Origin of the sequence: Clostridium gasigenes, from assembly GCF_017348895.1 — a bacterium.
In the GTDB taxonomy this organism is placed as follows: Bacteria; Bacillota; Clostridia; order Clostridiales; family Clostridiaceae; genus Clostridium; species Clostridium gasigenes.
In genome coordinates this window covers 1,625,554-1,648,847 of the sequence record NZ_CP071376.1, presented here as the reverse complement: position 1 = coordinate 1,648,847, position 23,294 = coordinate 1,625,554, and the positions used below count along the sequence as shown (strand labels likewise).

23 protein-coding genes are annotated in these 23,294 nt (G+C 29.3%); 2 read left to right on the top strand and 21 right to left on the bottom strand.

Features of this window, described 5'->3' with window-relative positions; translation table 11 throughout:
* Window positions 1–267 precede the first annotated feature (267 nt).
* Together J1C67_RS07880 and J1C67_RS07875 are read left to right on the top strand one after the other, a co-directional pair.
* Window positions 268–1,380: a DEAD/DEAH box helicase gene (locus J1C67_RS07880; protein ID WP_089967177.1), complete on the top strand. Its 1,113-nt coding sequence runs from the start codon at window positions 268–270 to the stop codon at window positions 1,378–1,380.
* Window positions 1,381–1,607: 227 nt separating this feature from the next.
* A complete protein-coding gene (locus tag J1C67_RS07875) occupies window positions 1,608–2,252 on the top strand; it encodes a DUF5105 domain-containing protein (protein WP_167865974.1) in 645 nt (214 codons plus the stop codon).
* Window positions 2,253–2,363: 111 nt separating this feature from the next.
* Here the strand turns inward: J1C67_RS07875 and J1C67_RS07870 are convergent, their stop codons facing one another.
* The 21 genes from J1C67_RS07870 to J1C67_RS07770 all read right to left on the bottom strand — a co-directional run bounded on the left by J1C67_RS07870 (window position 2,364) and on the right by J1C67_RS07770 (window position 23,078).
* Window positions 2,364–3,764 carry a HAMP domain-containing sensor histidine kinase gene (locus tag J1C67_RS07870; RefSeq protein ID WP_167865975.1) on the bottom strand — a complete coding sequence of 467 codons (1,401 nt, stop codon included), beginning with the start codon at window positions 3,762–3,764 and terminating at the stop codon, window positions 2,364–2,366.
* Window positions 3,765–3,766: 2 nt separating this feature from the next.
* Window positions 3,767–4,486, bottom strand: coding sequence for a response regulator transcription factor (locus J1C67_RS07865; protein ID WP_167865976.1), 720 nt, complete (start codon window positions 4,484–4,486; stop codon window positions 3,767–3,769).
* 304 nt (window positions 4,487–4,790) lie between these two features.
* Entirely contained in the window at window positions 4,791–5,567 is a 777-nt protein-coding gene (locus J1C67_RS07860; protein WP_167865977.1) for an ABC transporter permease, read from the bottom strand.
* A gap of 5 nt (window positions 5,568–5,572) precedes the next feature.
* The gene (locus J1C67_RS07855) at window positions 5,573–6,460 is read right to left on the bottom strand and encodes an ABC transporter ATP-binding protein (RefSeq protein WP_167865978.1); all 888 of its coding nucleotides are present in this window, start codon (window positions 6,458–6,460) and stop codon (window positions 5,573–5,575) included.
* A 29-nt stretch (window positions 6,461–6,489) separates the two neighbouring features.
* Window positions 6,490–7,512: a hypothetical protein gene (locus J1C67_RS07850; protein WP_167865979.1), complete on the bottom strand. Its 1,023-nt coding sequence runs from the start codon at window positions 7,510–7,512 to the stop codon at window positions 6,490–6,492.
* A 314-nt stretch (window positions 7,513–7,826) separates the two neighbouring features.
* The gene (locus J1C67_RS07845; protein ID WP_167865980.1) at window positions 7,827–9,005 is read right to left on the bottom strand and encodes an NAD(P)-dependent malic enzyme; all 1,179 of its coding nucleotides are present in this window, start codon (window positions 9,003–9,005) and stop codon (window positions 7,827–7,829) included.
* 118 nt (window positions 9,006–9,123) lie between these two features.
* Window positions 9,124–10,398, bottom strand: a complete 1,275-nt coding sequence (locus J1C67_RS07840; RefSeq protein ID WP_167865981.1) for a 2-hydroxycarboxylate transporter family protein — start codon at window positions 10,396–10,398, stop codon at window positions 9,124–9,126.
* 181 nt (window positions 10,399–10,579) lie between these two features.
* Complete coding sequence (locus tag J1C67_RS07835) at window positions 10,580–11,248, bottom strand: response regulator (protein WP_089967193.1); 669 nt, start codon at window positions 11,246–11,248, stop codon at window positions 10,580–10,582.
* Between the two features lie 67 nt (window positions 11,249–11,315).
* Window positions 11,316–12,428 (bottom strand): ATP-binding protein, encoded by a 1,113-nt coding sequence (locus J1C67_RS07830; RefSeq protein ID WP_167865982.1) that lies wholly within the window; start codon window positions 12,426–12,428, stop codon window positions 11,316–11,318.
* A gap of 119 nt (window positions 12,429–12,547) precedes the next feature.
* Window positions 12,548–12,922, bottom strand: a complete 375-nt coding sequence (locus tag J1C67_RS07825; protein ID WP_167865983.1) for a sensor histidine kinase — start codon at window positions 12,920–12,922, stop codon at window positions 12,548–12,550.
* A gap of 399 nt (window positions 12,923–13,321) precedes the next feature.
* Window positions 13,322–13,966, bottom strand: a complete 645-nt coding sequence (gene fsa / locus J1C67_RS07820) for a fructose-6-phosphate aldolase (RefSeq protein ID WP_167865984.1) — start codon at window positions 13,964–13,966, stop codon at window positions 13,322–13,324.
* A gap of 13 nt (window positions 13,967–13,979) precedes the next feature.
* Window positions 13,980–14,906, bottom strand: a complete 927-nt coding sequence (locus J1C67_RS07815) for a transketolase family protein (protein ID WP_167865985.1) — start codon at window positions 14,904–14,906, stop codon at window positions 13,980–13,982.
* Between the two features lie 14 nt (window positions 14,907–14,920).
* A complete protein-coding gene (locus tag J1C67_RS07810) occupies window positions 14,921–15,733 on the bottom strand; it encodes a transketolase (RefSeq protein ID WP_167865986.1) in 813 nt (270 codons plus the stop codon).
* Between the two features lie 68 nt (window positions 15,734–15,801).
* Complete coding sequence (gene deoC, locus J1C67_RS07805) at window positions 15,802–16,467, bottom strand: deoxyribose-phosphate aldolase (RefSeq protein WP_089967252.1); 666 nt, start codon at window positions 16,465–16,467, stop codon at window positions 15,802–15,804.
* A gap of 54 nt (window positions 16,468–16,521) precedes the next feature.
* The gene (locus J1C67_RS07800) at window positions 16,522–17,823 is read right to left on the bottom strand and encodes a pyrimidine-nucleoside phosphorylase (RefSeq protein WP_167865987.1); all 1,302 of its coding nucleotides are present in this window, start codon (window positions 17,821–17,823) and stop codon (window positions 16,522–16,524) included.
* Between the two features lie 84 nt (window positions 17,824–17,907).
* A complete protein-coding gene (locus J1C67_RS07795; RefSeq protein ID WP_167865988.1) occupies window positions 17,908–18,939 on the bottom strand; it encodes a BMP family ABC transporter substrate-binding protein in 1,032 nt (343 codons plus the stop codon).
* Window positions 18,940–19,137: 198 nt separating this feature from the next.
* Window positions 19,138–19,890: a response regulator transcription factor gene (locus J1C67_RS07790; protein WP_167865989.1), complete on the bottom strand. Its 753-nt coding sequence runs from the start codon at window positions 19,888–19,890 to the stop codon at window positions 19,138–19,140.
* A gap of 12 nt (window positions 19,891–19,902) precedes the next feature.
* Window positions 19,903–21,645 carry a sensor histidine kinase gene (locus J1C67_RS07785; RefSeq protein ID WP_167865990.1) on the bottom strand — a complete coding sequence of 581 codons (1,743 nt, stop codon included), beginning with the start codon at window positions 21,643–21,645 and terminating at the stop codon, window positions 19,903–19,905.
* A 231-nt stretch (window positions 21,646–21,876) separates the two neighbouring features.
* Complete coding sequence (locus J1C67_RS07780; RefSeq protein WP_167865991.1) at window positions 21,877–22,029, bottom strand: hypothetical protein; 153 nt, start codon at window positions 22,027–22,029, stop codon at window positions 21,877–21,879.
* A gap of 24 nt (window positions 22,030–22,053) precedes the next feature.
* Window positions 22,054–22,194, bottom strand: coding sequence for a hypothetical protein (locus tag J1C67_RS07775; RefSeq protein WP_167865992.1), 141 nt, complete (start codon window positions 22,192–22,194; stop codon window positions 22,054–22,056).
* A 302-nt stretch (window positions 22,195–22,496) separates the two neighbouring features.
* Window positions 22,497–23,078 (bottom strand): 50S ribosomal protein L25, encoded by a 582-nt coding sequence (locus J1C67_RS07770; protein ID WP_167865993.1) that lies wholly within the window; start codon window positions 23,076–23,078, stop codon window positions 22,497–22,499.
* Between the last annotated feature and the right edge of the window lie 216 nt (window positions 23,079–23,294).

Here is a 23,294-nt window from a genome sequence, read left to right as displayed (position 1 = left end):
CGTATATATACTTTTCTCTTCTGTTTAAATGTGAAAATATGAACTTATTATTAGTAATATTAAGTTCACAAAATTGCTTAAAAGCATTTTTACTCCTAAGTTTCTTTTTCTTACCTTATATACCACCAATTATGTTAGTATTCGCTAGTACATTATGCTATTATTAAGTAATCATAGCGTATCTATTAATATTTTAAAATAAATATCGCTTAACCTAGACACATCAAGGTGTCTAAACTATATTCTAAAAACGAAAGGTATGAAATAATGAATTTTAAACAATTAGGAATAAATGAAGAAATAGTAAACTTATTAAAAAAATCTGGAATCACAGAGGCAACTCCAGTTCAAGAACAAAGTATTCCATTAATTAAACAAGGAAAAGATGTTATAGCTGAAGCTCAAACTGGTACTGGGAAAACCCTTGCCTTTTTACTTCCTATTATTGAGAATATATCACTAACTAATAATTCAGTTCAAGCATTAATTATCTCTCCAACAAGAGAACTTGCTATTCAAATAACTGAGGAAGCAAAGAAACTTAAAGAGGCTAAAGATATAAAAATATTAGCAGCTTATGGTGGAAAAGATGTAGGATCACAAGTTAAAAAGCTACAAGGAAACATTCATTTAGTTATTGCAACTCCTGGTAGACTTATAGATCATATCGAAAGAGGAACTGTTGATCTTAGCACATTAAAAACTTTAGTTTTAGATGAAGCTGATCAACTGTTATTTATGGGATTCAAAAATGAAGTTGACACTATTATGAGTAAGGCTCCAAAGAAACGTCAAATACTTTGTTTCTCTGCAACTATGGATTCTCAAGTAAAAAAACTTGCTTATAGATACATGGTTGATCCAAGTATTATTACTGTAACTAAAGAAGAGGAAATTACTCTTGATAGCATTAAGCAATTTGTTGTTGAAACTACAGACAGAAAAAAACAAGATGCTTTATGTGCTGCTTTAGCAGAAGATAATCCATTTATGTCTATTATATTCTGTAGAACTAAAAGAAGAGCTGATGAGCTTGAAATGGGACTTAGCAGACGTGGTATTAAAACTGAGAAATTACATAGTGATATCCCTCAAGCAAAACGTGAAAGAATAATGAGATCTTTCAGAAAAGCAGATATTCAATATCTTATAGCTACTGATGTAGCATCAAGAGGATTAGATGTAAGTGGAGTTACTCATATATATAACTATGATATTCCTGAAACTGCTGAAATTTACATTCACCGTATAGGTAGAACTGGAAGAGCTGGAGAAGCAGGATATACATGTATGTTCATAGATCCAAAAAACCAAAAGATTTTAGATGAAATAGAATCAAAAATCAAATTCAAAATACCTAGAAGAGAATTAAATATATAATATAGATGAACATTGTAATGTTTTAGAATTAATTTAAAAGGTACTATTCCGCGTAGAAATACACGAAATAGCACCTTTTTTTATTTAAGACGCTTTTAAAGAACACTCCATAAAATTAGCTTAATTATCATTTAAAGTAATTAAGTGTAAAGGAATTAATATAAAGCACGATATGTTAATAGTAACTTAGGTTATAAAAATAAATATTTTATGAAAAGGAGTTTGTTATGAAGAATTTAAAAAAGAATTTAATTATATTAATGATTATATTCATGTTTCCTACTTTGTTAGTGGGGTGTAAAACTAAAGTAACCTCAGCTGAATCGGCTAAAATTTGGTTTGATACTGTAATTAAAGGGGTTACAAGTGATCTATCTTCAATTGGTGCAACAGAAGATGAAGTAAGCACACTTAAGGATCTACAAGAAAGTACATATAAAAAAGAATTAAAAAATGGTTTTGAAATTAGTGGTTTAAAAATTGAGGATGCTCAAGTTGACCAAATATTCAAAGCATATATGGATGCATTAAATAAAGTTTCCGTTACTACAGAAGTTGTTTCAGAAAAAGGTGAATCTTCAGAAGTTAAGATATCATCAACATATATTAATTCAGTTGCACTTTCTGAAAAAGCTGGAACTGATGCCGTTAATGAGTTTAAGAACTCAACTATAACAAACCAAGAAGAATTAACAAATAAAATGTCAGAAGTTTTTATTAATAATTTGATAAAAGAATTTAAGAATGCAGTACCATCAGATTCTCCAAAAGAATTAACATCAACTTTTATTATTAAAGATAAAATATGGGTTCCTGAAAATGAAGTTGAGTTTGGCGAGGCTGTTGCTAAACTAGCTACAGGCCAAGAATAAATTAGAATAGTAATTTACTAGACAATAAAAGGTACTATTCCGTGTAGAAATACACGAAATAGTACCTTTTTTTATTTAATTATAAAAACATTCCATTAAATTTACTTAGTTCTATAATGTAATATTAACCTCGGTTCCCTTTTCTAATTCACTAATCATTTCAATTTCTCCACCATGATTTTTAATAATTTCTTTTGATATAGCTAATCCTAATCCAGAGCCCTTATGAGCCTCACCTGTATTTGTTCCTCTATAATATCTATCAAATATATATTTAAGTTCCTCTTCTTTTATTCCTCTTCCATTATCTTTTATTATTATTTCAACTTTGTCCTTTTTTCTAATTTCTACTTTTATTGAAACTTCTTCATTATTATGGACCATTGCATTAAAAATCAAATTAGTTACTGCTCTTCTTATTAAAATAACATCTATCTCTTTTTCAATAACTTCCATACTACTAATAAATTCTATATCTCTATTTTCATATCTACTATCATTTAATATATCTATTACTATATGCCTAATTAGACTAACTAAATTAGTGTTCTTTTTATTTAAAACCAAGCTATTATTTTTAAGTCTTGTTGATAAATTTAAATCATCAACTAATTCTTTTATATATTTTGATTTACTATATATTATTTTATTATAATCTTGAATTTCCTCTTTAGAAAAATCATATTCCTCATCACCTATAATTTCTGCATACCCTTGTATTGATGAAAGAGGCGTTTTTATATCATGAGTTATGTTTGCTAGCCATTCCTCTCTCATTTTTTCTAGCATTTCTCTTTCATTTTCATTTATTTTTAAAGTATCAGCTAATCTATTTACATTTTCAAATACACCTTTATATACTCCATCTTCTTTTATATATAAACTGTATTCCCCTTTTGCTAGGGTATCTACTCCCCCTATTAGTCTTGAAATAGGCTTAGTTAATTTTCTACTAAATAAATATCCAAATATTAATGCAATAATAGCATCAATAATTAAACCTAAAGTTATTATCGATTTAATAAATTCTATTAATGCCTCTTTAGAATAACTTATAGTTATTCTGCCTACTTCATCACTAGGTAATGCAATTATAATATTAACGTGCTTATCACTTAATTGCTTCTCTAGAATAAAATTTATATAAGAACTCTCTATATATTTATAGTTATTAACTATGTCAAAAGGTGTATATTTTTTAGGCACTCCTTCTGGCACATCGAACTCATTTATAACTTCACCATTATCATTTAAAACCTGTATCCACCCAGCCTTATTTTTTAATATTTCCTGTCCATTTTGTGATATTTCTAATTTTCCATCATCTTCATATATATATTGCTCAAAGTCTCTTACAAATTGCTCTGGTCTACCTTGCAAGTCCCCTCTTTTCCATTCATTATTTAAGCTTGTAATATATACCATAAATATAGTAATAATATTTATTATTGCTACTAATATAACTACTGCAACAATAGTTCCTATAAATCTACCCGTTACTTTCCACTTCATAATTACTCTTCCTTTACTGATAGTTTATATCCAAGCCCTTTTGCTGTTAGAATATACTTTGGCTTTGATGGATCATCCTCAACCTTTTCTCTTAACCTTCTCATATGTACCATTATTGTATTATCAAATCCTATATACTCTTCTCCCCATACCTTGTCACATAACCTTTCTTTACTTATAATTTGATTTGGATAATGTGCTAGTAAAGAAAGTATCTTTAATTCCTTAGCGGTTAAATCTATATGCTTTTTACCTTTTATTAATTCTGCTCTACTTTCATTTAACATATACGGTCCAAACTTTATAATATCCTCTTTTTCTATCTCTACCACATTATTTGCTGATTCATTTACATAATTTGCTCTTCTTAAATGAGCCTTTACTCTAAACGCTACCTCTTTAGGGCTGAAAGGTTTACTTATATAGTCATCTCCACCTATTGCAAATCCTAATATTTTATCTAACTCTTCTGTTTTTGCTGATAAAAATAGTATTGGCACATTAGATTTTGTCCTAATTATTTTACATGCATCATATCCCTGACCATCTGGTAACATTATATCTAGTATAACTAAATCTGGATTTACCCTTTCAAATTCAGATAATCCTTCTCTCATTGTAGTTGCCGTATATATGTTATTAAATCCTTCTTTTCTTAAGACAGTTTCTAATAGCTTTAATATTTCTCGTTCATCATCTACTATTAATATTTTATTATCCATAATTTCCTCCTATGTTTAAGAGTTCTAAAAAATAACAATCCCACTTCAAAGCAAACTAGGATTTTGGCTATTTATTTTTTGCAAATGCTCATCTCTTATATTTTCTTATTTTACTACATTTAACCCATAAATTAACCTTATATTTTTTTTAATATTCCTTGTACTAAAGTAGGGAGGAATTTAAATATAAATTCCTCCCTACCTACATTTTTAGTTATTTGTTTGTGGCTTCCTAAGGTTCTTTCAAAAAATAATAAACTAAATTACTAGTCTATTATTTTTTTAAGTGCCTAAAATAGATTTATTATAATAATCTTTTACTATTTACAAAATTCTTATATGCTATCATTGGTAATAGTATTATTAATGATACTGCAACTATACCAGATAAAATCCTAATTGTTATAGGAACTTCATACCTAACTATTAATTGGCTCATCATCATCCAGTTTGGTGTTAGCGCCATAAATTTCTCCATTTTTTCTGGAACAAATGCTAACCCAAAATAAGAAATTCCCATAATTAATCCGCCTAATATAAATGGCATTGTTGCAGATTTAAAGGCAGATGATAGAGCTAATCCTATTTGTGCGAATACAAATGAACCTACTATAACAGATGCTATAACTATTAAGTACATTTGCAATACAGTAATATTCGATCCACTATTTTCAAAATACCATAATTGTTTAATTGGTATATCTAAGCTTTGGAAATTTTCATATTTAAATGCCTTTATTCCCATTACTAATACTGCTGAAACATTTATTAAGGATAAAGCTATTCCATTTGCTATAGCTTTAGCTATTACTACATTCTTTCTACCATTTTTTGTAGAATTTATTAACCCTACCATGCTTGATTCATATTCTTTTGTATAGTTACCTGATATAACTATAAACATAACTAACCCAATAAACGGTATGCACCCTTCTATTTTACTAAATACATCTGAATAAGTATCTAAAGTTTCAAAATTTCTAATTAATAATCCTGAAAACCCTAAAAATAATATCCAAATTATTAAAATGCTTTTTTTACCTAATGTTTTTCTTAATTCTGATTTTATTAAATTTATCATATCTACTACACCTCTTTTGCATCTTCTAAATCAAAATAGAACATATATACATCTTCAAATCTTGCAGGTTCAGCTTGTATATTAGCTTCCTTTGGAATTTCACTAGATACTACCCTAAGTACAGTTGAATCTACATCTCTTTGAATGCTTACAACCTTATATTGGCTTTGAATTCTATCAACTTCACTTTCGTCCTTAACACTTATACTATAAACCTTATTCGCCATATCAGATAATATTTCCTTATGAGTTCCCTTCATAAGAAGCTTCCCGTTTTTAACCATTATAGTTTCCTTAGCTACAGATTCAATATCTGATATTATATGAGTTGAAAGTATTATTATTTTATCTCTTGATATTTTAGCTATTAGATTTCTAAACCTAGTTCTCTCTTGTGGATCTAACCCCGCTGTTGGCTCATCTAAAACTATTATTTTAGGATCATTTAATAAAACTTGAGCTATCCCAACTCTCCTCTTCATTCCTCCTGAAAATTTTCCTACAGCTTTGTTTCTCACTTCATAAAGCCCTACTAATTCTAATAATTCATCTATTTTACTTTTTAATTCTTTACTCTTCAGTCCTTTTAAAGCACCTACATACTCTAAAAACTGCTTTGCCGTAAAGTTTTTATAAACTCCAAACTCTTGTGGCAAATATCCAATAATATCTCTATACTCATCACCCATATCAAATATATTTTTGCCATTATAACATATTAATCCGTCATCAGGTTTTACTAATGTTGTTACTTGTTTCATTAATGTTGTTTTTCCAGCTCCATTTGGCCCAAGTAATCCATAAACACCATTTTCTAATGTTACTGTTATTCCATCATTAGCTTTTTTCTTACCATATACTTTAGTTAAATTTTTTATTTCTAATTTATTCATATTAACTCCTCCATTTATCTGTTATATATTTATCTGTTTATATATTTTGTTCTAGTTACCCATACGCTCAATGCTGTTGCAATTGCAAATATGGCTCCTAACATTACTATTGCTAAATTCATAAGATCCATATTATATCCAAACATATTAATTGATCCCATATAACTTCCTATTAGAGTATTAAACATAAACATTAAGTCATAATAATTGCTATATGAAAACATTAATACTAAAGTTGATGGAAGTATCTTAACTGCTGATATAGCTTTTGTTAATGCAATAAATAATCCAAAACCACTTATTGACCCTATAGAACTTGTACTTATAAATGAGAATAACATTGATATCATTGCCCATCCTTCAAACATTAAAAGTGCTACAGCTATATTTCTTAAAACATTTTCTACAATAGTTGGATTGCCTTTTAAGATTGATATATGATCAATTATTCTAACAGCCTCTAATTCACCATTAATTGGACTTCCTTTTTGTATATAAGTTATAGTAAATACCCCTACCAAATATACACTATAGATTGCTATAGGTATTAAAAGTGCAATTACTATTTTAGAATTTAAAGCTCTTTTTTTCTCCTTTGAAGAAAGTATTATATCTCGTACAGAGCTTATTATTTCATCCGTATATAAATTAGATATAAGTATCATTATAGTTACAAGCATTCCTATGTTTATAAGAGGGTTTGTAGCCCTGTAAGTAAACACTTGCCAAAATCCTACCTCTTCATAATTCATACCCTCTATACTTTTTATTTTCTCTTCTGCCATAGATTTAAGTATTTTAGAATCTTTATCATTATCAGTTAAATTAGCTTGTTCTTCTAAAGATTCTACTTTCATTTGAAATTTTTCTTTAGCTATTTCTAATCCAGATCTACTATCTACTACAAAACCTTTATTATCATCAAAGTAATTATTTTCAGTTTCTAATGTTGGCTTTATAAATATGGATATTATCAACACTAAACAAAGTACTCCTAATGACATTAACGTACTTTTAGATTTAATTAATTTTTTTAATTCCCACTTTATCATTTTGTCCTCCAATCTTCTTTTGTCTTACTAATTCTTATTTTAAATTACTAACCTTACATGAATGTAATTTCAAGCTTAAATAAACCTTAAATAAGATAATTTCAAATAACAGCTTTTATTTGAAATTTAACCCACGACAAAAAAGCAACCTACATTGTAGATTGCTTTTTAATATAAATTTTTATACAGATTTTTTTTAAACTGCCTTCTTTAAGTTATTATTTTAGAACTTTGAAAGTAATTTTAACAAAGGCTATCCAATGTTAAAGTTTCTTAAAATTATATTTCTACTAAATCCTATTTTATAATTATATCTATTTGTTTAATTTAGATATACCACTCTCAACTGCAACCCTCGCAACTTCTTTAGCTACAACTTGTGCAACTCTACTATCAAAGGCTCCTGGTATTATATAATCTTCATTTAATTCACTTTCTTCAATTAAACTTGCTATAGCTTTAGCTGCTGCAAGCTTCATTTCTTCTGTTATATCAGTAGCCCGTACATCTAATGCACCTCTAAATATTCCTGGGAATACAAGAACGTTGTTTATTTGGTTAGGAAAATCTGATCTTCCTGTAGCTATTACTCTTGCGCCACCTTTTTTTGCTTCTTCTGGCATTATTTCAGGGCTTGGGTTTGCCATAGCGAATACTATTGCATCTTTGTTCATAGTAGCTACCATTTCACTAGTTACACAATTTGGACCAGAAACTCCTATGAATATATCTTTACCCTTCATAACATCAATTAAATTTCCTTTTTCATTATGCTTATTAGTTATTTTCGCCATGTCTTTTTGAGCTTCATTAAGCCACTCTGCACTAGATTCTACAGCTCCATTTCTATCTACAAGAACAACATTTCCTACATTAAATTGTAAAAGCAATTTACATATTGATATTCCAGCTGAACCTGCTCCGTTTATTACTATGTTAACATCCTGCATTTTTTTGCCAACAAGTTTTAATGCATTTATAAGTCCTGCTGAAACTACTATTGCAGTACCATGTTGATCATCATGAAATACTGGTATATCTAATTCTTCCTTTAATCTTCTTTCTATCTCAAAACATCTAGGAGCGCTTATATCTTCTAAATTTATTCCACCAAAGGTAGGTGCTAGATATTTTACAGTCTTAACTATTTCATCTACATCCGTAGTGTCTAAACATATTGGGAATGCATCAATATTTGCAAATTCCTTAAATAATATAGCTTTTCCTTCCATAACTGGCATAGCAGCTTCTGGTCCTATATCTCCAAGTCCAAGCACTGCTGTTCCATCTGTAACAACCGCTACTAAATTTCCTTTTGCAGTATATTTGTAAACATCCTCTTTGTTTGCATGTATCTTTCTACAAGGCTCTGCCACCCCTGGGGTGTAAGCTGTACTTAAATCATCTCTTGTTTTTACACTTACCTTTGAAGTTATACTTATTTTCCCCTTGTTATTTTCATGCATTTCTAAGCTTAATTTGTTATAATCCATAAACTCATCTCCTATATATATATCTAGTGTATACAATGATACACTGATTGATTTTCCTTATTTCATACCTAAACTACATATAAACAATGTGGTCTATTATTTTTTTGAAAGTTCCTCACTACATTAATATCTTTAATAGAGCACTAGCTAGTATAAGCACTAATGCACCACATATCCGAGTAGCAATTTGAGCAAATGGTATTAATTCCATTCTATTTGCTGCTGATAAAACTGCTACATCTCCTGTCCCACCCATATTAGTTGTACATAGCCCTGCAGTAATAGCTGATTCTATAGGATAGAATCCTACTATTTTACCACCTATTCCAGCACCTATTGCAACACCAGATACTACTATAAATACAAGTATTAGATATAGTGGGGTTATAGCTGCTGCAACTGCATTTAAATCTATCATAGATATTCCTATTCCAACTAAAAGTGCACTTGTTAAATTAGTCATTACAAACTGTCCCCATTGACTTGCAGACTGTTCAAGCTTTTCTGGTATTAATCCTACTATTTTAGCAAATACAACTCCTATTATCATCCATGCGTAGGTATGTATTGATGGTATTATTTTTCCTACTACAGTACCAAAAGTGAAGAATGTAAGTGATAATAATAGTCCTATTCCAAGCATTCTTAAATCTAACTTACTACTTACTTTTTCATTTAATTCTCCCGAATCATCTTTCATTAATTGTCCATTACCTGACCAACTTGGCTTTATAATAGCTATCTTAGCTATTATACCACCACCTATTATAGCCATAACGTTTCCTAAAGTCGATGCCGGTATCATAATTGAAATAAGTTGTGCTGGATCTCTTCCAAGTGCTTCTGCATACATATTAGATAAAGGAATAACTCCAGCTCCCATTCCACCACCCATCATAGGAATTGCAATAAACATTATTGCCTCTTTAAACCCATAGCCCACAAGGAATCCTACTGAACCTACTAAAAGTAAGGCAAAAGTTATTGCACAAATAGCTACTGGTAAAAACCTAACAGATGCCTTTATTAAAAGCTTTCTATTCATTCCAAGGATACTACCAGTTATAAGTGCTGATATATAGAAGTTTAAAAAACCTACATCATTCATAAAAAAATCCACATTTTCTATAACTTCTTTTGGAATTATATTAAATGTAACTAAAGCTGCCGATCCAAATATTGCAACTATTGCCCCGCCCCCTAAATAAGTTTTTACTATTGGAGTTCTATTTCCTATTTCATTAAAAGCTGCCCCAAGCACTATTGTTATAGCTAGCGCTCCAACCATTCCACCAGGTAGATATCCCATAGCAGTTGCTCCTAACACTATTATAGCAACCATTGAAAATTGTAATAAATTCATTCCCATTACTTGTATTTTATTACCCTGCATAATGATCCTCCCTATTTTACTAATTTATTTGTAATTAATAAACTAGTCCCATATATAATTTCTTTCTTTAACATCATTATACAGAAAACGTTTTCTAATATATATATTAGAAAAGTATTGAATACCTTTTGTAAGTAAAGTACATGTTAATAAAATAGCAATCTATATGATTTAGCCAATATTAAATATAATATTTAATGCTTGGTCTCCCCCCAGTTTGATAATCTATCTCACTATTAATTTCCTTAATTTCTATCATGTAATTCATATATCGTCTTATTGTAACTCTAGATAACCCCACCTTTTCTGCTATTTCTTCACTAGTATGTAATTTTTCACTACTAGCTTTCATAAATTCTCTTATCATATCTAATGTCTTTTCATTTAATCCTTTTTTAATATTTCCTGAATCATCCTTATTTCTATTCGCTATAAGGATATCTATATCAGATTGCTTAAATTTATAATTTGTGTTTATAAGCGTATATTTTTCTAGAAATTTATTCAAAGCTCCTAAAAACCGCTTATATTCAAAAGGCTTAATTAAATAATCTATAACACCTAAATTTAGTATTTCATTTAATGACTTAGTTTCATCTGCTGCTGTAACCATTATTACATCACTATTAATATTCATTTTTCTTAATTCCTTTAAAAGTTCGATTCCGTTTAATTTTGGCATATATACATCTAATATAATTAGATCCACTTTACTTTTTTTAAGCACCTCTAATGCATCTTTTCCATTGTTACATATCCCTACTACAGTTAATTGTGGTACATCTTCCACATATTTTTTATCTATTTCCGCTACCATCGGATCATCTTCTACTATAAGCACTCTAATCATTTATCTTCTCCTTATTCTCATTAAATATATTTAAATAAATAACAAGCTAGTATTCTTGTCTTTTATTTTACAATACCTTACTTATTCTTATTTCAGTGCAAGTCCCTATCCCCTCTTCGCTTTCTATAACTATTTCCCCACCATAGTTATCTAGTATATTTTTTATTATATACATTCCTACACCTCTATTTTTGCCTTTTGTTGAAAATCCTTTGTCATATATTCGTTTTAAATTCTCACTACTTATTCCATTACCAGTATCATCTATAGTTATTAGCAAACTATTTTCATCATTATAAATTAGTAAACTTATATTTTTTAAATCATTATCTTTTTCATTTATAGAATCTATAGAGTTTTCAATTAGATTTCCTATTATAGTTACTAATGAATTTCTACTTATTAAATTATCATTCATATTAAAATAACTGTTTGGGTTTAAGTTTAGTTTTATACCCATTTCTTTTGCTCTACTAATTTTACCAATAATCAAAGCCGCTATAGTAGGATCTTTAATTTTTTTTATAATAAGGCTTACTATTTCACTTTGTTCTTCTCTTATATTCATAATATAACTTTTAGCATCTTCAGTTTTACCTATTTGTATAAGCCCTAGTATAACATGTAGCTTGTTCATAAATTCATGAGTATTACTTCTTAGCGAATCTATTATTTGATTTACACCTGTAAGTTCCTCTGCTAGCCTAGTTACTTCCGTTTTATTTCTTAATATAGTTACTGCCCCAATAACCTTATTATTTTCTATTATGGGTATTCCATTACTAATAATAATAATATCTTTTATTATTATTTCTTCATTATTTCGACTTTCTCCACTTTGAATAATATTTACTAACTTACTCTTTGAAAATATATCATTAATAAACTTACCTTCTATATTCTTAGTTTTTCTTATATCTAACATATTTATTGCAGCCTTATTAAATATTATTATTTTTCCATTTTCATCTACAGCTATTATTCCTTCTTCTAATGAATCAACTACCTCTTTTCTTTGCATATACATTTTTGTAAATTTGTACGGTTCATGTCCTAATAAAGATATTTTTATATTTCTAGATAAATATAATGATACAACTATTCCTACACTAAATATAAATGCAGCTAAAATTATGTATATTTTAAACATTTCAATTTTTAGTTTATTTATATTTTCCATAAGAGTACTTATCATTATAAATCCTAATTGTTCTCCACTTTTATTTTTTATTACAAAAAATGCACGTTTTTGTTTTCCTAAACTACCCTCTGCTTCAGATATGTAACTTTCCTCTCCATCTAAAACTTTTTTTCATCTCCACCTACAAATTTTTTTCCTACCTCATCTTCATTTGGATGATAATATCTCTTTCCATTATTATCGGCTATAACTATAACATCTATATCGTTCGCACTAACTATTATGTCATCTAGATATCTCTCTACAGCGCTACTAATTTCTTTATTATTTAGATCATCTATAACCATAGGATTTTTAGCTATTATTTTCGAAATGTTTAATAAATTAGCTTCAAGCTTTTTCTCAATTATATTCATATTGAATTTTAAGGTTATAGTCATTGTGGTAATTAACATAATAGTCATTAGTAATATATTTGTGAAAGTAATTTTACTTTTTAAAGATACTTTCTTATTCGATATCTTATTTAGCATATTCCCATTGCCAAAACCTTACAAAACTCTATAAAGCTCGTTTAATTTTCTATAAAGTAATTTAATCTGCTTTTTGATTTTTATAATATTACTTGTTTTGACGAACTTACCCCCCTTCCTTATTTTTTAGGTATTTGCTATATACCCTACGTTGTAATCTACGTAGCCTTTTTTCAATTATGATTGAATTTTCTTTGACTTTACATTTTGAAGATGCTCATCTCTTACATTTTCTTATTTTACTACATTTATCTTCTAATCATATCTACTTTCCCTACAAATTACTTTCATAAACTCAAAAGAGTGCCTAATACCTTGAAGGTACCAAGCACTCTTTCGTTATTTTCTTAAGCATCTCCCAATAAATAACTAGTCAGTATTCATTGGTTTTACTATGCCTTATTTAAAAGCTTTTTCGTAATCTTGTGTGAATCTTGCGATTCCACTATCTGTTAATGGATGTTTTATCATTTGAGCTATTACTGAATATGGTACTGTTGCTATATCTGATCCTGCTAGTGCTACATCTAATACATGCATTGGATTTCTTACACTTGCAGATATTATTTCTGTTTCTATTCCATGTATAGCAAATATTTCAGCTATTTGTTTTACAACTTCAATACCTGGATTTCCGATATCATCTAATCTTCCAAGGAATGGACTTACAAAACTTGCACCAGCTTTTGCAGCTAATAAAGCTTGAACTGATGAGAATATAAGAGTTACATTTGTCTTAATTCCATCTTTAGATAATAACTTAGTTGCTTTTAATCCTTCTTCACACATAGGGATTTTAACTACTATATTTTTGTGTATTTTTGCTAATTTCTTACCTTCTTCATACATTTCTTGGCCATTTAAGCTCATTACTTCTGCACTTATTGGTCCGTCAACTATTGAACAAATTTCATTTATAACTTCACTAAGATCTCTACCTTCTCTTGCAATTAATGATGGGTTTGTTGTTACCCCACATATAACTCCTAGTTCATTTGCTTTTCTTATATCCTCTATATTTGCTGTATCTACGAAAAATTTCATATTAATATTCCTCCTATGCTAATATTTCTTTTACTTTGTTTATTATTGATTCAGATGTTAAACCATATTTAACCATTAGTTCATTTGGAGTACCTGATTGACCAAAGATATCGTTTATTCCTACCATTTTAACTATAGTTGGACATTCACTTGTAACAACTGTAGATACTACTGACCCAAGGCCTCCAATTATTGAATGCTCTTCTGCAGTTACTATACCCTTTGTTTCTCTTGCTGCCTTTAGGATTATTTCTCTATCTATAGGCTTTATAGTAGATATATTTATTACTCTAGCTGCTATACCTTGCTCAAGCAAAGCTTTTGAAGCTTCAATAGCCTTTTGAACCATCATTCCTGTTGCTATAATAGCAACGTCATTTCCTGGAGCAACTTCTACGCCCTTACCAATTTCAAATTTATAATTTGCATCAAATATATCTTCTGTATTACATCTTCCAAATCTTAAATATACAGGACCATCATAAGCTGCTGCTGCTTTAACAGCTTGCATTGCCTCTGTGTGATCTGCAGGAACTATTACAGTCATATTAGGTAGTGAATTCATTAATGCTATATCTTCAATTGATTGATGTGATCCACCATCTTCACCTACTGTTATACCTGCATGAGTTGCTGCTATTTTAACATTCATTTTTGGGTAACATATTGAATTTCTTATTATTTCAAATGCTCTACCAGTAGCAAATACTGCAAATGTACTAGCAAATGGAATATTTCCTACATTAGATAAACCTGCAGCCATTCCCATTAAGTTTTGCTCTGCTATTCCTACGTTGAAAAATCTATCTTTAAACTTATTCTTAAAATCATTTGTTTTTGTAGATTTTGAAAGATCTGCATCTAAAACTACTATATTCTCATTTTCATATCCTAGCTCTACTAAAGCCATTCCATATGATTCTCTTGTTGCTTTTCCCATATTATTTTCTCCTCCTATCTTTCAATATCTATTATTGCTTGTAATCTTTGCTCTTCGCTTGGAGCCTGACCATGCCATTCTGCTTTATTTTCCATAAAGCTAACGCCTTTTCCTTTTACTGTTGTAGCTATAATTACAGTTGGTTTGTCTAAACACTTTTCTGCTTTATCAAAAGCTTCATGAATTTCTTCAAAATCATGACCATTGCACTTAACTACATTCCAACCAAAGCTTGTAAATTTATCATCTAAAGGAGATATAGACATAACATCTTCGTTTTTACCATCTATTTGTAGTCCATTATAATCAATTACTGCCACTAAATTTGATAACTTGTAATGAGCTGCTGCCATTGCTGCTTCCCAAACTAATCCTTCTTGAAGTTCTCCATCACCAAGGACTGTATAAACCTTTGCCTTAGATTTCTTTAATTTAAGGCCAACAGCCATTCCAACTGCATTAGATATTCCTTGGCCAAGTGATCCTGTTGATACATCTACTCCTGGAACCTTCTTTTTATCTGGATGACCTTGCAAAATTGCTCCTAGTTTTCTTAAACCATTTAACTCTTCCCTTGGGAAAAATCCTTTTTCACATAACACTCCATAAAGTGCTGGTGCTGCATGGCCTTTACTTAATACAAATCTATCTCTATTTTCATCTTTTGGATTATTCGCATCTACATTCATCTTTTCAAAATATAAATAAGTTAAGATATCTGTGCAAGATAAAGATCCACCTGGATGACCAGATTTCGATTCATATATCATGTTTATAATATCTTTTCTAACTTCCTTTGATTTTTTAATAAGTATCTCTTTATTCATAAAATCTCACCTCTTAAAATTTCAAGAGAACCCTTTTGAATTCCCTTGTTACTTATTCTAACTTTAGTTTAATAACCTTTTACTTTTTCATTATTTAATATTTTTATTATTGAACTAGTTCCAAGTCTGCTAGCTCCAATTTTAATAAATTCCTCTGCTGTTGCTAAATCCTTAACCCCTCCAGCAGCCTTAATTTTAACATTCGGTCCAATGTTTTTAGCAAAAAGCTCTAAATCTTCCTTAGTAGCGCCTCCTGTTCCGAATCCAGTTGAAGTTTTTATGAAATCTGCCTTAGCATTAGTTACTATTTTGCACATTTCAATTTTTTCTTCTTCTGTTAGGAAGCATGCTTCAATAATTACTTTTAATATATTATGTCCACAAGCCTTTTTAAGTCTTATTATTTCCTCTTCGATCGCCTTAAAGTTTTTATCTTTAAGATCACCTAAGTTAATAACCATATCTATCTCATCTGCACCATTTGCTAGTGCATCTGTAGTTTCAAAAACCTTAGTGTTAGTTGTCATATATCCATTTGGGAACCCTATTACAGTACAAACTGCTAGCTTATCCCCTACATATTCCTTAGCTCTTTTAACATATGCTGGTGGGATACATACTGATGCAACCCCATATTCCATTCCATCATCACATATAGTTTTTATTTCTGCCCATGTAGCAGTTACATTTAATAAAGTATGATCAACCTTTGAAACAATATCTTTCTTATCCATTTTATTTTCTCCTCACTCTTAGGTATTTTTTTAAGGCATTGTAAAATAAATACCTTATATAATTTTATTAATTATTGATACTTTAGCTGGTTTCTTATCTTGAATATCATATGCTTCTAATAGAACTTCTTCAGCTTTTACAAATAGATTTTCGTGGCTAGAATATAATGTAGCAAGTACATCACCCTTTTTAACATAGTCGCCCATTTTTATTTTTAATAGGATTCCAGCACCATGATCTATATTATCAGCCTTTGTTTCTCTTCCAGCTCCAGTGATTAATGATGATATACCTACTTTTTCTGCATCTAAATCAAATACATAGCCTTCTTTAGGTGATTTAACTTCATGAATCAATGGTGATATAGTAAATTTCTTTGGATTATCTATAACAGCTGGATCTCCACCTTGATTTACAACTAATTCTCTTAATTTTGAAAGGGCTTTTCCATTAGCTAATAATTCTTCGAGTAGCTTTCTTCCCTTTTCTACATCTACTTCTATATTTCCTAATTTAAGCATTTGAGCTCCAAGTTCTAAGCATAACTCTCTTAAATCATCTGGACCTCTATTACTTAATACTTCAATAACTTCTTGAATTTCAAGAGCATTACCTACTGCATAACCTAAAGGTTCTCCCATTAGTGTAATTGCTGCTGAAGTGTTACGTCCTAAATTTTTACCTATACTAACCATAGCTCTTGCTAATTCTTCTGCATCTTTTGCTGTTTTCATAAATGCACCTTCACCGTATTTAACGTCTAAAAGAATTGCATCTGATCCTGAAGCTATCTTCTTACTCATAATACTTGCTGCTATAAGAGGTATGCTATCAACTGTAGCTGTTACGTCTCTTAAAGCGTATATCTTTTTATCTGCTGGCACAAGGTTTTGAGTTTGACCTGCTATTACAAGTCCTGCATTTTGGACTAAATCTTTAAACTTAGCTTCATCTACTTCTATGTTAAACCCTGGAATAGATTCTAATTTATCTAAAGTTCCTCCAGTGTGCCCAAGGCCTCTACCTGATAATTTTGCAACCTTCCCACCAGCTGCTGCTACCATTGGTATTAATATAAGAGAAGTCTTATCGCCAACACCTCCAGTACTATGTTTATCAAGTTTAATTCCATCTATCATTGTAAGGTCTATTACATCTCCTGAATTTACCATTGCCATAGTAAGATTGGATGTTTCTACCTCTGTAAAACCATTTAAATATATTGCCATTAATAATGCCGAAGCCTGGTAATCGGTTACTTCTCCGGTAACATAATTTTCTATGAAGAAATCAATTTCATCTTTAGATAGCTCTTTATGATCTCTCTTGTTTTTAATAATATCATACATTCTCATTTAAAATTCTCTCCTTTTATAATGATATTTAAACATCTTTATAAGAATAACAAGCAAATATGCTAGTTTATTTCTTCAAATGCTTTATCTATTAATTTTCCATTCCTCTAGCTCACTTGCCGTTAATGGAATAATTATCTCTTTATTAATTATTTTATTTCTTATAGTTTCTACTCTTTGTACTATTTGATCTGATAACTCTACACTAGAACCCTCTCTAGCCTCTTGTAGTACATTTTCCTTCATAGCATATTCATGAACTCCAGGATTCCAATTTCCAGATTTCATATCTTTAATTTCTTCATACAATATGTTATTAATATCTCTTCTGGCTGTTGCTACAATATGATCACTGTCGTAAAAATTTTGATTTCCATCAACACCAAAGGCATATTTATCAGCTTCATTTGCAGCTGCAAACACTCCAAGTCCCGCTGATCCTGCTAAGTGTTGTATAAAAATTGCTCCCCTACTATATAAAAGCAATGCTATCTCCTTCGCCTTTGAATGTGCTGCAAAGTCATTAACAACTGCTGATATAACTTTTGCATCAGGGTTTACATATTTAACGCCTGACTCAAATGCTACTGCGGCTTCTCTAAGTTGACTACTTTCTATTCCAAGTATGACCCCTGCCACATTTTCTTTGGAATTATTATTAACGTCACTTAGCATTGCTAGTCCAGCTATAGTGCCATTTAAGAAAACCTGCTCTGTCCATTTTTCATATATAGAAACCACGTTAGGTAACGTAGCTCTTGAATCACTTATCATAAATTTTTGTTTTGGAAAATCCTTAGATACCTTTGCTACCCCATCCACTTGTTCTGATTCAACTGCAATTATTAGAACATACTCTTCACTTTCTGCGTATTCTCTAATTACATTTTCATATTCCTTAGGGGATTTAGGTTCTGAATAGTCAAATTCTATTCCTAGTTCATCTTGTGCTCTTAGCACCCCTTCATAACACAAATCATTATATGACTTGTCTCCTAAACCGACAGAACTAAAAATAATTGCTATTTTTTCACTCTTATATCTAGATTCAGTACATCCTATTGTCATTAATAGTACTAAATTTAATACTACAAGAACTGAAATCGATTTTTTCATTATTTCCTCCTAGGATACTCCATAGGAATAGCAAATACTTTTAACTTGTTCTTTGCTACACCTATAGTATATTAAATATTAAGCTTATTTTAAATGAAGCCCATTGATAACCTTTACAACAATTTTGATTTTCTATTGTAAAATATTGATATTTTATTATTATATTGATATTTAAAAACTATATTGATATGAATATAATTAATATCTATCATCTTCCGGAGATACATTATGGCATTTCTTATAACTTTTTGAAAAATACCCCGTATTAGCATAACCTACTTCATTAGCAATTTCACCTATTTTTTTATCAGTATTCTTTAGAAGATACTCAGCCTTTTTCATTCTATAATTTGTAAGATATGTACTGAAATTTTCCCCTACTTCTTCTTTAAATAATCTAGAAAAATACTCATGTGATAGAAATACATGTTTGGATATATCTCCTAATGAAATATGATCCTTATAATTATCATCTATATAATCCATAGATCTTTTAATTGCCTTTGAATATTCCTTTCCTTTATTTTCTATTCTTTCCTCAGAATTATTTTCATCTAAAACGTCTCTAGTTATACCCTCTATACTATCTGCTACTTTTCTTAATAATTCATTTATATCCTTAGGCCTTATATCAGATTTTATCAAATACTCATAAACGCCATAGCTAATAGCTCTTTTTGCATATGAAAATTTTTCAAAATTAGTTAACAATATAACTATTACATCCTTCATTACCTTTTTTATTTCTCTAGTAAACTCCAATCCATCCATTATAGGCATTCCTATATCTGTGAAGATTACATCTGGTTTTAACTTCACAGCAAGCTCATAACCCTCTTTTCCATTTGATGCACTTGCTACTACATTAAAATCTTTAGATAAGTTTGAAATAGTGTATACAATCCATTCTCTTATTGGGGCTTCATCCTCAATTACTAATATGTTCAACATCATAAATCCTCCTTAGCTTGGCAATATAAAAATTACCTTCGTCCCTTTTCCTTCAATACTATTTATATTTAACCCATACTCTGATCCATAATTTAGACCTATTCTCTCATGAACATTAATAACCCCTACCCTATTTACTGATCCTTCCCTTTTAAGTACACCTTCTATTTTACTTTCAGACATACCTATACCATTATCCTTTACAACAATTCTTATACCATCTTTATTTCTATAACCAACAATACTTATAATTCCCTTGTTATTTTCCTTCTCCATACTATATAAAATTGCATTTTCTACAATAGGTTGCAATATAAATGAGGGAACATTATAATCATTTATTTTCTCCTCAATATCACAACTAAAGCTGAATGCCCCTGGATACCTCATCTTTTGTAATTCAACATAATTTTTAATATTATCTATTTCCTCTTTTAAAGTTATGCACTCACTTGCCTTAGGTAAAAGAGCCCTAAGTAGCCTTGTGAATCTATAGACCATTTCTTCAGCTTCCTCATTCTTGTTCATAGAAATTAAAAATCTTATACCGCTTAAAGTATTATATAGAAAATGTGGATTTATTTGAGCTTGCAAGAAACTAAGCTCTGCCATTCTCTTTTCCTGCTCTTCTCTTTTAATTTCATCTATATAATAATCTAACTTCTTTACCATACTATTAAATGCATCCTCAAGCTGAACTATCTCATCACCACGGCATTCTGACTCAGCCTCTATCTTTAGGTTACCAGATTTAACTTCCTTCATTCTATTTTTTATATTAAGAATTGGCCTTGTTATCCAAAGCGAAAGTTTATAACTGACTCCAATAGATATTATAATTAATATTAATAATACTATTAGTAATCTTCTAGTTATTTGCATAGCTGGTTCCCGTATAACCTTTAGAGGTAACTCCTCTATTATGCTCCATCCATCATCATTTATATTTGATTTTATCTCCATAAATTCTATATTATCTTTTAAAATAATATTATTATCCCTATATTTATCTATAGTATCTTCATAATGCATACCTATAGATCTTTTATCCTTGCTGGATATTATTTTCCCATTACCATCAACTATATAAATATATCTACCATCACTTAAACTTTCAGAGTACCTGTCATATAGCATCTTTTCACTTATATCTATAATTAGAACTCCTAAAACCTCTCCAGTAATAAGATCTTTTATAGGTCTACCCATTTTAAAGATGTATTTATATGGTCCTATTCCAGCCTCATCTTTATAGGTATTAATAAGTACTGTATTATCTGTTGAATTAATTATATCTTTATACCACTGATTATTTTCTATACCCTCAACATCATACTTTGTTTTAGAATATGTACTATATGTTAATCCATTTTTTCCAATGACATAAAGTTCAGGTTTCATATTAAACTTAGAATAACTAAAAACCTTATCTATTAATAACCCTTGCACATATGCATTCATAGAGTTAATACTTTTTTTATCTTTAGGTATATTCTCCTTAGGAATAGATAATGTCTCTATTAATTTATTATTAACAACAATGTCATCCATTATTGTTTCTACATTTGATAATAAAATTAATATATTATTTCCTATCTCCCCTAATACCTGATTATTCATCCGATACATTTCCTGCTTCATTATTTTATTAGTATCCTTAATAGTCCACATTCCAACTAATATAGCAATAGATATTAGCAGTGTGAACAATATACAAAATAGCTTAAATATTATGCTGTTCCTATTTATTTTCATATTAATTATTCTCATATTTTTTTCCTTTAGAAATCTTTAAAATAATAATAAGTCAATATGTATCTTCCCTTGACTTGTTATTTCATTATACCGTAGGTTAGTAGCTATTGGGGAGTATTTAAACAATTTATTGAATTTGATATAGTTTAATTCTCAAAAGGGGATGTTGCTTAAAATGATTTTAAAAATCATTTTAAGCAACATCCCCTCTTTGAATATTATATTTAGATATTATTTAGCAAGTAACCCTCCACCTTTTTTGACTTGAACTCCCTTAGATGAACTTCCAATTGTTTTTTTAGCTTTGCTATTATTTTTAGAATTACTACTATTATTCTTTTTTTCTTCAATGATTTTTTTCATCATTTCCATATTTGTATTCATAATTTTTCTCCTTATCATTTAAGGCTATTTTATGTTACCAGCTCCTGGACTTTGTGTTCCGTAAGTTGGTGGTCTTTTAGTGTTTTTTTGATTTGCACCTTTTACTTTTTTTTCTTCAATAACTTTTTTCATTATTTCCATGTTCTTTTTTATATCATTTTTCATATTTTTTACCTTCTTTGCTTTATTTTTTATAAATTTAAAAGACTTAATAACTAATATCCTTGAAATTATTATTCACAATGAATATTTTCAAAGCAATATTTGTTCTTTTACTAATCTATTATACCCTAAAAACGGGCTTTTGAGTGCATCCTATTAAATAATATATCTTTTTAATATAAAAAAAGCACCTGTATTAGCAGGTGCTTGGACAAATTTTCCTTTAATATAACCTATCATAAAATTATCTATTAAATAATATATTTTTAATAATAGTTAATAGCTATTATACTTTGGTTTTAGAATTATTCAGTAACTTCTTCTTCACTCTCAGCATTATTTTCTTCAACTAATCTTGTTATAGTTGCGTAAATTTCATCTTCATTATCACTAATTTTTATTTCCTTATCTAAATTAAAGTTCTTTATTGTAATTGTATCTCCAAGTTCTTTTTCTGATACATCAATAACTACTACATCAGGCATTAAAGCCATTTTCCCAAAAACATCTATCTCAGTTTTTTGAATATTTAATTTAAGTAAGTTTGCAACTAGATTTTTTTCACCCTTAAACTCAATAGGTAATTGTAACTTTATTTCGTGATCTTTTGAAACAAGTTGTACATCTATATGTGTGATTTTTGCTGTTACAGGATGTCTTTGAATTTCTTTTATAAATCCAAATTTCTTACCTTCTCCATATTTAACCCATACTTTTGCATTAGAACCATGTTTTGCAAGAATCTTTCTTAAAGATGATTCTTCAAACTTTACAGAAGTTGCTTCCTTAACATTATCTCCATAAATTACGCCTGCAATAAAACCATTTTCTTTAAATCTTTTAGATTTTGTTGTTCTCTCAAATGCATTTAAAATATTTTTTTCCATAATAATTCACTCCTCTTGGCTTATACCGCCATTTCATTTATTATATCATAGTAGTATCCGAAATATGATTATACTGTTCATAAGGCTTACTATGTATAGTAAAGTGTTTATAAATGGAACCTAAGCTATGTGTTTAAATCCTATAGTATATATCAAGACTACTACAGGTATTTTAGAAGAATTTGGAGAAATAATTATGGTAAAACAACAAATACA

Bases quoted from the DNA above. Each gene is read 5' to 3' on its own strand.
- J1C67_RS07855 (WP_167865978.1), bottom strand. From the start codon at position 6,460: ATGAATAAATTAGAAATAAAAAATTTAACTAAAGTATATGGTAAGAAA.
- J1C67_RS07770 (WP_167865993.1), bottom strand. From the start codon at position 23,078: ATGGAAAAAAATATTTTAAATGCATTTGAGAGAACAACAAAATCTAAA.
- J1C67_RS07815 (WP_167865985.1), bottom strand. From the start codon at position 14,906: ATGGGAAAAGCAACAAGAGAATCATATGGAATGGCTTTAGTAGAGCTA.
- J1C67_RS07860 (WP_167865977.1), bottom strand. From the start codon at position 5,567: ATGATAAATTTAATAAAATCAGAATTAAGAAAAACATTAGGTAAAAAA.
- J1C67_RS07880 (WP_089967177.1), top strand. From the start codon at position 268: ATGAATTTTAAACAATTAGGAATAAATGAAGAAATAGTAAACTTATTA.
- J1C67_RS07830 (WP_167865982.1), bottom strand. From the start codon at position 12,428: ATGGAAAATATAAATAAACTAAAAATTGAAATGTTTAAAATATACATA.
- J1C67_RS07795 (WP_167865988.1), bottom strand. From the start codon at position 18,939: ATGAAAAAATCGATTTCAGTTCTTGTAGTATTAAATTTAGTACTATTA.
- deoC (WP_089967252.1), bottom strand. From the start codon at position 16,467: ATGGATAAGAAAGATATTGTTTCAAAGGTTGATCATACTTTATTAAAT.
- J1C67_RS07785 (WP_167865990.1), bottom strand. From the start codon at position 21,645: ATGAAAATAAATAGGAACAGCATAATATTTAAGCTATTTTGTATATTG.
- J1C67_RS07845 (WP_167865980.1), bottom strand. From the start codon at position 9,005: ATGGATTATAACAAATTAAGCTTAGAAATGCATGAAAATAACAAGGGG.
- J1C67_RS07865 (WP_167865976.1), bottom strand. From the start codon at position 4,486: ATGGATAATAAAATATTAATAGTAGATGATGAACGAGAAATATTAAAG.
- J1C67_RS07775 (WP_167865992.1), bottom strand. From the start codon at position 22,194: ATGAAAAATGATATAAAAAAGAACATGGAAATAATGAAAAAAGTTATT.
- J1C67_RS07780 (WP_167865991.1), bottom strand. From the start codon at position 22,029: ATGAATACAAATATGGAAATGATGAAAAAAATCATTGAAGAAAAAAAG.
- J1C67_RS07875 (WP_167865974.1), top strand. From the start codon at position 1,608: ATGAAGAATTTAAAAAAGAATTTAATTATATTAATGATTATATTCATG.
- J1C67_RS07850 (WP_167865979.1), bottom strand. From the start codon at position 7,512: ATGATAAAGTGGGAATTAAAAAAATTAATTAAATCTAAAAGTACGTTA.
- J1C67_RS07825 (WP_167865983.1), bottom strand. From the start codon at position 12,922: ATGCTAAATAAGATATCGAATAAGAAAGTATCTTTAAAAAGTAAAATT.
- J1C67_RS07870 (WP_167865975.1), bottom strand. From the start codon at position 3,764: ATGAAGTGGAAAGTAACGGGTAGATTTATAGGAACTATTGTTGCAGTA.
- J1C67_RS07840 (WP_167865981.1), bottom strand. From the start codon at position 10,398: ATGCAGGGTAATAAAATACAAGTAATGGGAATGAATTTATTACAATTT.
- fsa (WP_167865984.1), bottom strand. From the start codon at position 13,966: ATGAAATTTTTCGTAGATACAGCAAATATAGAGGATATAAGAAAAGCA.
- J1C67_RS07835 (WP_089967193.1), bottom strand. From the start codon at position 11,248: ATGATTAGAGTGCTTATAGTAGAAGATGATCCGATGGTAGCGGAAATA.
- J1C67_RS07790 (WP_167865989.1), bottom strand. From the start codon at position 19,890: ATGTTGAACATATTAGTAATTGAGGATGAAGCCCCAATAAGAGAATGG.
- J1C67_RS07810 (WP_167865986.1), bottom strand. From the start codon at position 15,733: ATGAATAAAGAGATACTTATTAAAAAATCAAAGGAAGTTAGAAAAGAT.
- J1C67_RS07800 (WP_167865987.1), bottom strand. From the start codon at position 17,823: ATGAGAATGTATGATATTATTAAAAACAAGAGAGATCATAAAGAGCTA.